At 60.9% G+C, this 14481-nt stretch carries 11 protein-coding genes; 5 read left to right on the top strand and 6 right to left on the bottom strand.

All coding sequences use genetic code 11. The annotated features are described in order from the left end of the window. Positions 1–128: 128 nt before the first annotated feature. Together CQ017_RS15515 and CQ017_RS15510 are read left to right on the top strand one after the other, a co-directional pair. Positions 129–2246 (top strand): hypothetical protein, encoded by a 2118-nt coding sequence (locus tag CQ017_RS15515; RefSeq protein WP_146112506.1) that lies wholly within the window; start codon positions 129–131, stop codon positions 2244–2246. A 98-nt stretch (positions 2247–2344) separates the two neighbouring features. Continuing rightward, positions 2345–3301, top strand: a complete 957-nt coding sequence (locus tag CQ017_RS15510) for a glycosyltransferase family 2 protein (protein ID WP_219843954.1) — start codon at positions 2345–2347, stop codon at positions 3299–3301. Between the two features lie 6 nt (positions 3302–3307). On the opposite strand, the gene CQ017_RS15505 is transcribed toward CQ017_RS15510, so the two are convergent. Continuing rightward, positions 3308–3883, bottom strand: a complete 576-nt coding sequence (locus CQ017_RS15505; RefSeq protein WP_105554449.1) for a glycosyltransferase — start codon at positions 3881–3883, stop codon at positions 3308–3310. Further along, complete coding sequence (gene pssD / locus CQ017_RS15500) at positions 3880–4332, bottom strand: PssD/Cps14F family polysaccharide biosynthesis glycosyltransferase (RefSeq protein WP_105554448.1); 453 nt, start codon at positions 4330–4332, stop codon at positions 3880–3882. The genes CQ017_RS15505 and pssD overlap by 4 nt, the downstream gene beginning before the upstream one ends. Before the next feature lie 179 nt (positions 4333–4511). Here pssD and CQ017_RS15495 point away from each other — a divergent pair, with 179 nt between their 5' ends. The 3 genes from CQ017_RS15495 to CQ017_RS15485 are packed head-to-tail and all read left to right on the top strand — an operon-like array spanning position 4512 to position 8670. Beyond that, complete coding sequence (locus CQ017_RS15495; RefSeq protein ID WP_146112505.1) at positions 4512–6044, top strand: Wzz/FepE/Etk N-terminal domain-containing protein; 1533 nt, start codon at positions 4512–4514, stop codon at positions 6042–6044. 3 nt (positions 6045–6047) lie between these two features. Beyond that, complete coding sequence (locus tag CQ017_RS15490; protein WP_105554446.1) at positions 6048–7583, top strand: oligosaccharide flippase family protein; 1536 nt, start codon at positions 6048–6050, stop codon at positions 7581–7583. Positions 7584–7599: 16 nt separating this feature from the next. Then, positions 7600–8670: a CDP-glycerol glycerophosphotransferase family protein gene (locus tag CQ017_RS15485; RefSeq protein ID WP_146112504.1), complete on the top strand. Its 1071-nt coding sequence runs from the start codon at positions 7600–7602 to the stop codon at positions 8668–8670. A gap of 16 nt (positions 8671–8686) precedes the next feature. On the opposite strand, the gene CQ017_RS15480 is transcribed toward CQ017_RS15485, so the two are convergent. The 4 genes from CQ017_RS15480 to CQ017_RS15465 form a co-directional block, all read right to left on the bottom strand. Then, positions 8687–9580, bottom strand: coding sequence for a sulfotransferase (locus CQ017_RS15480; RefSeq protein WP_105554444.1), 894 nt, complete (start codon positions 9578–9580; stop codon positions 8687–8689). A 3-nt stretch (positions 9581–9583) separates the two neighbouring features. Then, on the bottom strand, positions 9584–10786 hold the full coding sequence (locus CQ017_RS15475; RefSeq protein WP_146112503.1) for a hypothetical protein: 1203 nt from the start codon (positions 10784–10786) through the stop codon (positions 9584–9586). Between the two features lie 25 nt (positions 10787–10811). After that, the gene (locus CQ017_RS15470) at positions 10812–12269 is read right to left on the bottom strand and encodes a carbohydrate binding domain-containing protein (RefSeq protein ID WP_105554442.1); all 1458 of its coding nucleotides are present in this window, start codon (positions 12267–12269) and stop codon (positions 10812–10814) included. A 751-nt stretch (positions 12270–13020) separates the two neighbouring features. Continuing rightward, positions 13021–14481 (bottom strand): sugar transferase, encoded by a 1461-nt coding sequence (locus CQ017_RS15465; RefSeq protein WP_258133744.1) that lies wholly within the window; start codon positions 14479–14481, stop codon positions 13021–13023.

Genomic DNA, 14481 nt, shown 5'->3' with positions numbered 1-14481 from the left:
ACTCGATGGATTGCCGCCGGATACCTTGTCAGGGTTCGCGCTTGTCGGTACGCTCAAGTAACTGCTCAATTGGGAATGGTGCGAACCATAGCGGGAGCAGGCTCGACGCGCTTTGGGGGTGCGGATTCGTGCAGGTCAGTTTGGTGCCATCGGCGGTATCTTCGGATACCGAGGATTCGTCGCACCCAAAAATGCTCACTCGGACAACGTGGCCGCTGGTCCTGCTGGTCCTCGGTTTCCCCTTGTGGTGGCTGTTGGGACTCAGCGCGATCCTTCCCATCCTGCTCGCGGTGCCCCTGCTCTGGCAATTGGCCAAGAAACGCAGCCTGGCCACTCCCAAGGGCTTCGGCTGGTGGCTGCTGTTCCTGGTTTGGATGTCCGCCAGCTTATTCCTGCTCTGGGCGAACGCCCCCGGAGCCGTTCCAGGCGGCGGGTTCAGCCGGGTCCTCGTCTTCGGGTACCGCTTCTTGTGGTACCTCAGCTGTACGGTCATGCTGCTGTGGATCATCAACACCAAGAAGGAAGAACTAAGCAACGCTCTTGTCGTGCGCCTCATGGGGTGGATGTTCATTTTTGTGGTCGCCGGCGGCTTGTTGGGCGTCTTGGCCCCGCGCTTTGAAGTGACTTCCCTGGTGGAACTGCTCTTGCCGGAGTCCTTGCGTTCCAACAGCCTGATTAATTCCATCGCGCACCCCGCCGCGGCGAGTCTGACCAATTTCCTGGGACGGCCCGAATACCGGCCGATCGCGCCGTTCGCTTTTGCCAACAGCTGGGGCAGTAATTTCTCGTTGTTCCTGCCGTTTTTCATTCTCGGCTGGTTCTCGAAGCGTGCCGGTTGGCGCCGCGTTCTGGGGATAGCGATACTGGCCCTGGCCACCATTCCGGTGGTCCAATCGATGAACCGCGGGCTCTGGGCCTCGCTGGGGCTGGGGCTGCTCATCCTGCTTGGCTACATTGCGGTGCGCGGCCCGCAGCGGCACCGTTTCAAGCTCGTGGCCGCCGTGGTGCTCACGGTCCTGGTTGGTGCCGTCGCTTTCTCGATTAGCCCGCTGGCCGATACCGCTCTTGAAAGGCTTGACAACGCGCACAGCAACGAACGCCGCTCGCAGCTGCTGACGCAGACCGTGCTGAGCACCGCCGAGGGATCCCCGGTGGCCGGTTTCGGCAGCACCCGCGACATCCAGGGAAGCTTCGCGTCCATCGCCGGTGGCGGCACCCCGGACTGTCCCGCCTGCGAGGTGCCGCCGTTGGGAACGCAGGGTCATATCTGGCTGGTGATCTTTTCCCAAGGCTTGGTAGGGGCCGCGTTCTTCCTGCTCTTCTTCCTCTGGCAGGCGTGGCATTTCTGGCGCGTGCAGACTGCGTTGCAGCTGGTAGGGATGTCCCTGCTGTGCTTTTTCGCCCTGCAGATGTTCATCTACGACACCCTGGGCATGCCGCTGCTGACGATCATGCTCGGGCTGGGGCTGATGTGGCGGGAACGCTACGCCGCACTCGATCCGCAGGACTTGCCTCAGCTCACCGGCTATTTCGTGCTGCACCGCCGGCAGAAGATCGTGCTGCTGTCGGCGATGTCCTGCGCGCTGGCGCTCGGTGTGCTCTGGACGTCGAGCAGACCCGCCCAATACATCGCGCAGACCTCGCTATTGCTGGCTCCCACCCCGATGTATTTATCCGGCACGGCGGGTGAGGGTTCGCGCAGCATCACCGTGGATACCGAAGCGGCTCTGGTGCTCACGCAGAGCACGCTGGACAAGGTCAACGCCGCCTATCCGGAGCTGAGCAATGCCGAGATCCGCAGCGCCGTGTCGATTTCCGCCACGCCCAATAGCCGCGTGCTGCATTTGAACTACGCGAGCACCGACAAGCGGCGGACCACCGAGGTGATGAGCCTGATTGCCGAGGAGTATCTGGCGGTGCGAAACGAGTTCCTGGCCCAGCGCAAGGAACAGGTCTTGCGGGATCTTCAGGAGCAGCTGATGGCGTTGTCGCCCGATACCCCCGAGCAAATTGAGGTGGACTCGCTGCTGGACATCGACCCCGAGCTGGCGCGGGAGATTGAATTGCGCGATTCCCTCATTGACTTGACGGTCAGCGATACCCGTGCGGGTGAGATCCTGCGTGCGACGACCACCAGCGAATCCAAGAACCAGCCCGAGGTCGTGCTTGTCTCGCTGTCTCTGCTCGGGCTGCTGCCGGCCCTCGCGCTGCAGCGGCGCTCCAAGCCGCGGAAAAGCGGTGTGTAAATGCGCTAGCCAGCTATATCACACAGCGTTGCCCGCACCCGTCCCGGTGCGGGGCAAGCCAGGAAGTTCAGTTGCCAGGTGAATGATTGGGGAGAACATTGAGCGACACATCTGCAAAACAAGCCGCACGCGAAGCATCCGAGGCCAACGGCGAAACGATGGTCAGCGTGGTCATTGCCACGCATAACCGTCCGGAGCTGTTGAAGCTGGCCATCGAAGGGGTGATGGACCAGGACTATGACGGAACGATCGAGTGCATCGTGGTCTTCGACAAAAGCGTTCCGGATACCTCGTTGGTCCACGACGGGAGCGACCGCACGGTGCGGGTCATCGCCAACGATCGTACGCCCGGTCTGGCAGGAGCCCGGAATTCTGGAATTCTTCAGGCTCGTGGGGCGTACGTGGCATTCTGCGATGACGACGATATCTGGCTGCCAGGCAAGCTCACGGCTCAGGTCGCGGTGCTCGCTGACCCTGCCGCGCTGACTGCGGTCACCGGGGTGATCGTGGACTACCAGGGGCACTCCAATATCCGGGTACCGCAAGCCGAGGACCTGACCTTGCGCAGTCTGGTTCGGCGCCGGGTCATGGAAGCCCACCCCTCCTCGGTGATGGTCAAGCGAAGCGCCCTGCTTGATCAAATCGGGCTGGTGGATGAACAGCTGCCGGGCAGCTACGGCGAGGATTTCGATTGGCTGCTGCGTGCCGTGCAGGCAGGTGACATTGCGGTGGCCGCAGATCCGCTGGTTCGGGTCCGCTGGGGCGGCTCGCAGTTCTCGCAGAACTGGGCCGTCATCATCCAGGCCATCGACTACGAGCTGCACAAGCATCCGGTGCTGAGCCTCGATCCGCATGGCCATGCCCGGCTCCTCGGGCGCAGGGCCTTTGCCAATGCGGCTCTCGGGCAGCGCAGGGAGGCGGTTCGCGGCGCCCTGCAGACGCTGCGGCGCTCACCCACCGAGCGTCGTGCCCTGCTGGCCCTCGCGGTCGTCTCACGGCTGGTCAGCGCGCAGCGGCTGCTCGGGTGGGCGCACCGCCGAGGGCGCGGCATCTAGTCCTGGCTACCGCCGCCGCCCGCCGCGGCGCCACCATCGCTGTGCCGGCGCCGCTGCGGTCAGCCTGTCCACGATGCGGCCTAGCCGGAGGGCGCTCTCGGCCGGGGATGGCAATTCGATGCCGGGATTCAGCCGCTCGTCGGCGCCAGCGGTGAATTGCTCGACTTCGGCACGGACTTGTTGCACCGAGTCGACCAGCTGGATCAGCCCCAGTCCGGCCATATGCCGGGCAAAGCGCTGTTGATGGCCGTCCACATGCTCTCCGCGTTCCGGATCTCGTGGCATCACCAATGGCATCTTTCCGCTGCGCAGGATCTCCACGATGGTTGACGGGCCGCCATGGCACAGCACCAGGTCGGCTCGATCGATGTGCTCTTTGACTTCGTCCTTGGCCAGGAAGTCCCTGCCCTGGGCGGAACTGGGCGCCTGGGCGGTGCCGAATTGGATCAGGCAGCTCAGCGCCCCGTCCGACGGATCATGTCCTGCCAGCAACTCGTCAACCAGGTTGACCATGCGATCGAAGGGGTGGTGGTCGGTCCCGACCAAAGCCAGCACCGTGACATCTGGTTTGGCGGATTTCACAGCAGCGGTCCGATCACGCTGGCACCGGGATAATATTTCAGCTGCTCTTCCCACTGGACACAGAATTCGGATGACAGCGGACGGCACAGCCGACCGGTCAGCGTGCGCGAGTCGATGCGGTCATACACCTCCACGTAGACGGTGGGAATACCCATCAGCCGCGCGGTCAAAAAGAAGGGCAGCGCCACCCCGGCCCCGGTACTGATAACCGCCGTCGGCCGGTGAGCTCGCAACACCTTGATCGACAACCACAGGTTCCGCATCGCGTTCACTGGATTCCGGGTGGTCGGATGATAGGCCCAGGTGACGTCTTCGCCCTGCAATGCGCTTGTGGCATCCGGGGTGTCGAAAGTGACCCACGCGCGCCGGTGCTGCTTCCACCAAGCGTCCATGCTCAGCATTTGTGCCAGGTGCCCCCCGCTGGACCCCACAAATAAAAGTGTTCCCATCCGGCCAGATTACTCATCTTGCGTGCAGACGAACAGGGGTTTAAAAAGTATTCGTCCGGTTTTGCGGAATCACGCGCAAATGAGAGGTATATTACAGTCATTACCGGGAACAGCGATACCCGGCGGATTAGAACTTGGGGGAACTAATCTTGGAAGCTCGCGCTGATCATAAATCTCGCTTGACATTGTTCAAGTCCGCATCCAGAAAGATGTGGGTCATAGCCGCCGTCCTGGCCTTGTTGGGGGCAAGCCTCGGTTTCGCGGTTGGACACGCCGCTCCGCGTGCGCAAACCGCGTCCACGGTGATCCTGGTGACGCCGCTGGATGGCAATGCCTTCTATCCTGGCACCCGAGGCGAGCAGCTGGTCAACCTGACCACCGAAGCCCAGGTGCTGAAATCAGACAAGGTCGCCGCGAAGGTCATCGAGTCCACCGGGCAGGGTTCGGATCCGCTTTCCCTGCTGCGCCAGTTGACCACCACCGTGCCGCCCAACACGCAGCTGATCGAGATCACTTTCGAGAATGATGACCCCGACGCCGCGGTGATCGGAGCGCAGGCCTTCGCCGATGCGTTCCTGGAGTTCCGCAGCGATCAGGCTGCCGCCTATCTTGAAGGGCAGATCACCGGCATCCGCGACGAGATCGAGAAGCTGACCGCGAATATGGGCGAGCTGAGCGAACAACTCGGGAAGCCGAATATCACTGCCTTGGAACGCACCACGCTGGAAGCCCAGCTGAACGCCGGAGCCTCGCAAATCGCTTCGCTCGGTGCCCGGGAAAGTACTTTGGCGACCACCCGCATCGACCCGGGGCAGGTAGTCACCGCAGCAGCCCTGGATCGTGCCGCGCTGCTGAGCCTGCGCGAATTGCTGGCTTTCGCCGGGCTTCTGGCGGGCTTGGGACTGGGAATGCTGATCATGGTGTTCATGGCCCGGAGCAACAAGGTCCTGCGCCGGGTCGATGAGCTGAAGTCCTTCGGGGTCAATGCCCTGCGAGTGTTGAACGAAGCCGAGCTATCTCGCGGCGAGGCCAATGGCAGCAACCCTGCATTGGCCAGGAATTCTCCCAAGCTCACGCAGTTCCGCTCCGAACTGCTGGGCATGGTGCAAAACAGCAACCGCCGGGTGCTGCTGATTGCCTCGGCCGATGGCGGGTGCGATTTTCCGCTCTCCTACAACGCCGTGGCCGACATACTGGCCTCGGCCGGGCTGAAGGTGCTGGTCATCGACGCCACCGGCAGAGCCGTGGAATCCGGGAATACCGTCAAGCTGCCAGGCATTGGGGAGGTGCTGGCCGGCCAAAGCACCTTGGCGGAGGCGAGCCAGAGCTCAAACCAGATGCTGTGCCTCATTGGGCAGGGGGAACTCATCAAGCAGTATGAGAATGGGCTCTCTTCCGAGCGGCTCAACGAGTTCCTGATCAGCGCAGGCAAGGAATTCGATGCGGTGCTGGTGATCGCCCCAGACCTGAACCTTTCCATCACCCAATGGCTCGTGTCCGTCATACCCACCGTGCTCGTCGAGGTCGAGCTGGGCACCACCAAGCGCAAGGATGTCCGGGCCGCGCAGAACGTGTGCGTGAGCCTGGCCGCCGAGCTGCGTGCCCTGCTCATCCGGCCCATGAACGCTCAGCCGGCACGGCACCGGCCGCGCCCCGACACCGGCCGCTCCGAGCATTTGTCCAATGGAGTTTCGGGAAGCAAGACCACCTGATCCATGGCTGCCCAACTTCAACTCCATTTGGCGGGCATCGCCCGCAGCGGTAGCTTAAACGTGCTCGGCGCGGCGGTGGCGGCATTGCTGAACTTCGCGTTCATTGTGGTGGTCACCCAGAGCTTTGAGCAGCGCACCGCCGGCGCCCTATTCACTGCGACCTCGATTTTCGTGATCGCCCTGAGCATCTGCTCGCTGGGCACCGATGCCGGTCTGGCCCGCTTCCTCATGCGCTATCAGGCGCTGGACCGGATGGGGCACATGCCCCTGGTGCTGCGCGCCGCGCGCAACCCGGTGCTCTGCTGCGCCCTGCTCTTGGCACTTGCAGGCAGCCTGCTGTCCGGACACATCGCCGCGACTATCGGCCTGCATGGCACCGAAGGCCAGCTGACTATCATCCTGCTGATGCTCCTACTGCCCATGGCAGCCCTTGGCGATCTCAGCCTGGCGGCCGCACGGGCCTTGGGAACTGTGCAGAGCACCGTCTTGAGTGAAAAATTGCTTCGCCCGGTCCTCCAGCCGCTGGGCGCGCTAGCGGTGGCGGCGATGGGCGGCTCGCTGATCTGGCTTACCGCGAGCTGGGCCATTCCCTATGCCGTTGCCGCTGGCTTGTCGGTTGTCCTCTTTCGCCGCGTGTTCCGCCCCTACCGGAGCACCACGGCCCCAGCCCGGCCCGAGGTCCGCGCCGTCGCCCGAGAATTCTGGACGTTTTCCTGGCCAAGGGCCATCTCCCGGATCTCCCAGTCCATCGTCCAGCGTGCCGATATTGTCATTGTCGCCGCGCTGATCGGTCCGGCAGAGGCGGCTGTGTACACTGCCGCCACCCGTTTTGTGGCCTTGGGGCAGTTCGGAGTCCACGCAATACAACAGGTTCTGCAACCGCGCTTCAGCCAATTGCTGGCGATGGATCAGATCAAGACCCTGGAAGTAGTATTCAAGACCGCGACCTCTTGGAATATGGGACTGGCTTGGCCCCTGTACATCACGGCCATAGTCGGAGTGGATCATTACCTCATGCTGTTCGGCCCGGACTACGGCACCTCGTCCGCTCGCATAGTGGTCCTGGTGATGGGCCTGGCCTTGATGCTAGCTACCGCCGCCGGCCCGCTGGACACGATGCTGTTGATGTCCGGGCGGAGCACCACAAACTTGGTGATCTCGCTGCTCGGCTTGGCCGCCAATATCGGCTTGTGCTTCGTTTTTGTTCCGGCCTTCGGGTTGCAGGGTGCCGCGTTCGCTTGGGGCACAGCCATTGTGCTGCGCAACGTGCTCACGTTTTTCGGGGTCTTCCTAGCACTGCGAATCAATCCTTTCAGCGGGCAGGCCGCACTCATTGCGGTGCTCGCGATTCTCAGTTTCGCCGGCCCCTTGCTCCCTGTGGCGCTTTCTGGAACTCATGCAATCCTGCCCTTCGCGATTGCCCTGGGTGCCGGTGTGCTGATTTACCTCGCGGCGTTGTGGGTTTTCCGGCGGCGGCTTCGGCTGACAACATTCCGGCACATTCTGCCCAAGCGGAAGTCCGGCCAAAGGAAAGGATGACCCAGTGGTACGCACCATGCTGTTTGAAAGCTGGCGGGGCCGGTATGCCGACAGCCCGCGAGCCATCTCCGAAGGCGTGAGCAAGCTGCACCCGGAGATCAGACTGGACTGGGTGGCAACGGACGAAGCCCGCCTGCCAGAGAATTGCACGCCCGTAAAACGGCACTCCCCGGACTATTTCCGCAAGCTGCTGACCACCGATTTCCTTGTCGCCAACGACATCGTCTCCAAGCACCTACTCAAGGGACCACGGGTAACCTATATTCAATGCTGGCATGGCACACCGCTGAAGAAGGTCGGATTCGATGAATCGCATCCGAGCTCCAAAAGGTTCTCGGCCCACATGAGACGGGTCGTTCGCGACGTGCGCAAATGGGACTACCTGGTGTCCCCCAGCCCCGCGTGCACCGAACTACTCAGATCCGCGTTCCGCTATGACGGCCATGTCCTGGAGACCGGATATCCACGAAATGACATCCTCAATTCGCCGCAAGCTCCGCGGATTCGCCAGCGCGTGCGGGCCCGTTTGGGGGTTTCCCCGGATCAACTCGTGGTGCTTTACGCACCGACATGGCGAGATGACAGCAAGGACGAGCACGGTCGCTTCCGGGACCCGAGCGCCATGGACTACAAACTGATGTCGCGACTGCTGCCAGCCGGGACCGTGGTGCTCAACCGGCTTCACACAGTGGTGCAAAGCAAGGCCAGCACATGGCAGGATGAACGGCTCAGCGTCGTTGACGTCAGCAGGTACTCCGAGGTTGCCGACCTTTACCTAGCGGCAGATGTCTTGGTATCGGACTACTCTTCGGCGATCTATGACTTCGCCGTCACCGGCAAACCCATCATTCTCTACCCCTATGACCTGGTGAAGTACAGCGAACAAACTCGCGGGCTGTACTTCGACTATCACCAGTGGGCCCCCGGGCCCATCACGCAAACCCTGGAAGAACTCATCGCCGAGCTACTGCGGCTCGATGACTACGCCAATCGCTTTGCCCCGGGCTACGAGATGTTCAGACAGCGATTCTGCCCCTTGGAAGACGGGCAGGCCACCAGCCGTTTGCTTGCCGCTGTCCTGCAGTGATTCCCCCTGTCCTTCGCTAGCGCCGCCACGAAGGGGTCTTGCCCATCAGCTCCGCGAGCTCGCTGTCCGGTGCGGCAAAATAGTCACGCAGTCGAGCACGAAGCTGTTCATCCATTGCGGCACGAGGTTGCGCGTTTTCCGCCGGGACACTGTCTGGAATAGAGTCCGGCAGCCCCAGCCACTTGAGCAATTCTCTGAACTCCTCGATGGGGTGCCGGAAGAAATCATCGGCATCCATCAGGTATAGCCGGTCGCTGCCAACGGCTTCGTGGATCCGACGAATTTGCTGGGCGTACAGCCCGCGGCGCAGATACGCGTGATGCCGATGACTGTGGCTCTGGTATTGCGGATCGTCGATGAGCCGCTGATTTTCTCCCGCCAGCCGGCGACCCTCCAGGTCGAGGGCCGTTTCGAAATCCTCCGTCTCGAATCCGCGGACCAGTTCGTGGCGGTGGGCAGAATAGGCACGTTCCACCGGGTCGCGCAGCATCATCACGAGTTTGACGCCGGGCAGGTCCTTGGAAATCCGCTCCGCGGCTAGCGGATGGAAGCAGTAGTAGCCGCTGCTCTCAAAGACTTGGCGGACGGAGGAACCTGGCAGGATGCCGGTGGTCAAACGCAGCGGAAAGTGTCCCCGGTACCAGCGCATGCCCCGGGCATAGTTCACGTCGAAATATCCGATCCCTTTGGAGGCGGTGGGACGAGCGACCGCTGGGTGCGCCGAGAGCAATCGATACAGCGAGGTGGTGCCGCTGCGCTGCGCGCCGATGATGATGAAATCAGGCAAGGTCCGCGCCGGAGCGCTCAGCATCCCCATGCCCTGCATCCCGGCACGCAGGGCACCGATCACCGGTGCCGGAAGCACCTTTTTGGCCTGCTTGGTCAGCGCGCGTATTTCGTTGCCAATCATTTGCTAATCCCCCAAAGTTGTTTCCAGCACAGCTACCAATACTGCGGTTTTCTGCTGTACGGCTTGCACTTGTTGCTCCCGCTCCCCGAGCAGGTATCTGCCAGCCAGATCCGCGAGATAGCAGGCGGCGAGCAATTGTTCCCCTCGTTTTGCTTCCCCCAGCACAGCCCGCAGAGTTTGTTCGCTGACTCCTGAACGTCCGAATGCCTCATGCACCGCGAAATGCAGGCGGTCAAGGCCTGCCGGTACATTCGCAGCGAACCTTTCCCAGTCCCACACCTGCAATCGGCCGCGGTAGTCGGCCATGTTCCAGGCGGTCCAATCCCCGTGGGTGGCGCTGAACTCCAGTTGCTCCGACCCGTATCGACCTGCCAGCTGCTCCAGGGCGATGCTCCATCGCTGCCACAACGGCCACGGGGATTCGTGCTGCCTTGCAGCCGATAGCCAGCTCGCGAGCCACAGGCTACTGCCCAGCGGCTTGCGGCCGGCGAAAAATACCCGGTGCAGTTCCCCCTCCGCCCGTGCCCTGAGGCGAGCCAGGCGTCTCGGAGGCGCCAGTGCGGTGGTTGGCATGGTTGCCATGACCAACAATTCAAGGCCTTCCCAGGAACCGGAATGCAAAACGCTGGGAAGCTCCAGATGGTCCAGGCGCTGCTCGCCCAATTCCCGCAGGGTCTGCGCCTCTTGGCGCACGAGCCGTGCGGTGAATTCATTGCTGCCGACCTTTGCGAATCCAAGGCTTTCGCCGGAAGTCGAGAACAGCTGCAGAATCGGTTTCCGGTTGGCGCGGACCTTCCCGATGCTCATGCTGAACGTCACCGGTTGACCGAGACTTTCGGACAGGTAGGCGACGAGCCCCTGGTTAATCCCCCGCGCGAGACGCAGCTGATGGCGGGCGATCGGGGTCCGCGGCCCCCAAAGCCGCATGGCCTGGGCCGCGAACAGCCGTTGCAGCCGCGTGGAGATCCCCAGATCCGCGCTGTAGCGCTGCAGGGAAGCGCTTGCGGCCTTTCGTTGCCCGGCCGGAACCAGGATGCGCGGGTTCTCGAGGTTCGGGACAATGACCAGGCTGTCCATGGCTGAGCCCACCCCAACCGGCTCCAGCGTAATTCTCCCGGCCAATCCCAATTCGCCGAGGGCATGGCAAAGGGCAGCTACCGGCCCGCCTTCCATCGGAACATGACTGTTCACCTGCAAGCTAGGCACGGAGCTGCCCCCCATAGCGCTCGGACTATTTAATCTTGGTCGAGTCCTTCAGGACTTCACCAAATTGCTTAGTCTTAAGACTATCGGTAATTTCCCAGGTTGTGCTCGAATTCAGGTGGGTATTAAAGTAGCTCATCGCGATGCCTCCACGGTTGACGATCTGGTCATAGGTGCGTTGCATCCATTCCGGATCCGAAGCGGCTGCTTCGTTGTTGATTCCGGTCTCGCCGATTCCCCATTCAACATCGTGCTTTGCAGAAAATGCCTCGAATTCCTGGAAATAGGTGTCCATCGGGCTCGTGCCGCGAACTTTGCCGTCCTTGACCGTCTCGTCGTAGTTGTACACGTCGAATCCAACGATGTCGACAAGTCCATCTCCGGGCCACGTATTTTCCAGCGAGTACTGCTCCTCGCCAGAGACCTGATGCCAACCGGTCAGGATGGTGGCGAACGCGATGTTGTCAGAGCTCTTCACGATCGGTGAAAGGTGTTTCTGCATGGCCACCCAGTCCTTGATTGGACCGTCCCCCTCTGGTTCGTGGTGGAAGGTCAACCACACCGGTCCCTGCAAGGCATCGAGCTTGGCCACCAGGTCCTCGGCCCAGGCGTCCCCCTTGCCCGCAGCCATGTCATTCCACGAATGGGGCAGCTTGAAACTGATCCAAGGAATACGCTTGCTCGCGATGTCGGTCTTTGCGTTGTCCACGGCCCAGTCCACCTGGGTAGGGCTGTAGAAGGTACGGCGGATGCCCAATTTTCCGCCGACTTCTTGCTCGAAGGACGATGGATCGCCGTTGCTACCCACGGTGGCTCCGAAGTAGGCGCCCTCGGAAGGGATACCAATCTTGCTGTAGGTGCCACCCTCGGTGAGGTAGCCGCCGATCTGATCGTTCGGGTCTGCATCGACCGCGTCCGTTCCCGGCGTCAGTTTCACATCGTCGATGAGCAGCCCAGTACCAACAGCCAGGTCATAGGCTACGACGTTCAAGTCGAAATCCGCGCCGGCTCTGGTGTTGGTGAACGTGAAGTTGACCTTGGTCCAGTTCGTGTCCTTCAGGTGGAAGTATTCACGGTGCGTATCGACACCATCGTTGCCGACAGCGCGGACTCGCAGGTGCCCACCCATGCCTGGTTCTTCCGCTTTGACCCAGGCCGTTGCGGTGAAGGTCTGTCCGGCGGCAACGTTGGTCAAGGTGGACTTCTGATCGTTCAATACGGAACCGGCGGGACCGGTGGTCGCCGACAGCCGTGCTGCGCCTCCATTTCGGCCATTCGCAACGTGGCTAATGCTCTGCTGCTTTGAGTTGGTCTTCCACCCGGATACCCCCGAGGTGAAGGTCCCATTGACCACGTACTGTGTGTCTGCGGAGGCCTTGGGCACCTCGACCCAGGGGTAAAGGCCGGTGAATACGAGGCCGGCCGCCAAAGTGCCGGTAAGGACTCGGGCTGCCGAGCGGCGGCTACGCGAAAGGGGAAGAATCATGGAATTCAAGGATGACAAAAATTACTCCGAATACAATTGGGCCCGCAATAGTGAGCGGTTCAAGCGAACATGGTTGCTGACTTTACCCATGTAAAAATTCGATTACAACGTTTAGATAACGATTACTGCATGCATTACGATTATCTAAAAGCGCCGTATATTCTTTGCCATTTTTCTTATACTCAAGATTTGCACAACGCCTTATGTCAGTCTAAATCTTTTGATCATCACCCGGGCGCGTTGCAGAAAATGACTCCCCTTACCCGCTCGGTGAGACTCTCGTCACCCTACGTGCCGAGAATTCAAGCCCTCATCTTCCGGCCTTCCCGGTTCCTTCTCAGGAGAGCGCAAAGGAGGAGCCAGCGACGGCTGGGGGCGCATACCACATTGTGGCAGCTCTACGTCACTGGCTCCGTCTTAACAGGCAGGAGGTGATTGAACGGCTGGGGACCGTTTTCTGCAACCCCAATGTTCTTGCCGTATCAAAGAGACTTGCCAACAAGCCCTCGGCACGAATCTCGAGGTTCTGCTCTCCTGCCTAGCTCCAAGATACGAACCACGCAATAGACTTGCACGCGTAGTCCATACCCGAAATTTGTCCACTAGCTAGGTGATTCTGGGGTGGCCTGATAGCCGCAAATTCCCGAATCGACCCCACAGCGGAAGCAGCGGCACCATGCTCGCTGACCAGGCGGCGCCTGCCGAACCGCACTTGGGCGAATCGCCAGGGCCGAACCCCGCTCCTTGCGCCTCAGTAGGCGCCTGCTGGACGCAGCATCACCTTGAGCGTGCGCCACATAATCATCAGGTCCCCGGTGAGCGACCAGTTCTCCACATAGTAGAGATCCAGACGTACGCTTTCTTCCCAATCCAAATCTGATCTCCCATTGATCTGCCACAGTCCGGTCAGCCCGGGGTTGATGAATAGGCGCCGTTCGGTGTACCCCTCGTAGCATTCAACCTCGCAGGGCAACGGAGGCCGAGGGCCCACGAGCGACATATCGCCACGCAGGACATTGTAGATTTGCGGAAGTTCATCCAGAGAGTACTTGCGTAGCCAGGCACCAACCTTCGTGACCCGTGGATCCGCCTTGAGCTTGAAGAGCGGGCCACTTCCCTCATTTTGTTCCCGTAATTTGCCCAGTTGCTCCTCGGCATCGACGACCATCGAACGGAACTTGTAAATTCGGAAAGACTTGCCACGCCGTCCCACCCGTTGCTGGCTGAAGAGAACCGGCCCTTCGCTTGAAAACTTTATAGCGAGGGCAATGGAAAGGAATACCGGGGCCAAACCAAGTAGTGCGATCCCCGAAAGGACAACATCCAAAATCCGTTTGACTACATGGTGGCCACCGGTGAAGCTTGGCATCTCAACATGCATCAAAGGCAAGCCCTCAACAGGCCGCATGCTGATGCGCGGGCCTGCCACATTGGTGAGCGAGGAAACCACGATCACATTCGTCTTCGTTTCCTCCAGCCGCCAGCTCAAGTCCTTGAGTGCGTTGCCACCACCACGCAGGGGCCCGGCGACGATGACGGAGTCTGCCTCAACATTGCGGACTGCCGCTTCCAGGTTTTCCAGACCCGAAAATGTTGGTACGACATCAATGCCTAGAACATTATCTTGCGGACCGTCAATCAGCAGGCCAGCAATCTTGTAGGCCGGCCCGGCCTTTCTGCGTAGCTGACGCACCACGTACTCGATATCGTGCTCTTGGCCGACGACTACTACCTGAGAGAGTGCATAACCGAATGCGGCTTGCTTCCACAACCATCGCCGCCAGACCCATCGCTCCAGCACAAGCAATCCCATTCCCACCGGGAAGCCAATCAGAATCAATTCCCTGACGCCGTCTATGTCGAAAAGCACCGCGACGAACGCCATCAAGCCTGCGACTAAGGCCGTGGAATCTACGAGGCGTTTGTACTCGCTCGCCCCCACGCCAATTTGCTGAGTGGCACGTGTTCTGCCGAGAATGAGAAACAGAGCCCAGATGAGCATCGCGGCCACTATGAAAAACTGCGCCGCCGTTAATTGGAAGGGCACGCTGGCCATTCCCAGTGCCCCGATAGAAAGCAGAATCAGGAAATCCGAAACTGCTAATTTCCGAATGTAGCCCTGCCGCCATTTGGCGGCGGAAAATCTGATGGGTACTTCTATCCCAGTTCGTGAACCACCCCACGCCTGCGCCGTCGCAGACTTATTCCTCAA

Origin of the sequence: Arthrobacter sp. MYb224, assembly GCF_002975455.1 — a bacterium.
Classification (GTDB): domain Bacteria; phylum Actinomycetota; class Actinomycetes; order Actinomycetales; family Micrococcaceae; genus Glutamicibacter.
This window is presented reverse-complemented; position numbering and strand designations above follow the sequence as displayed.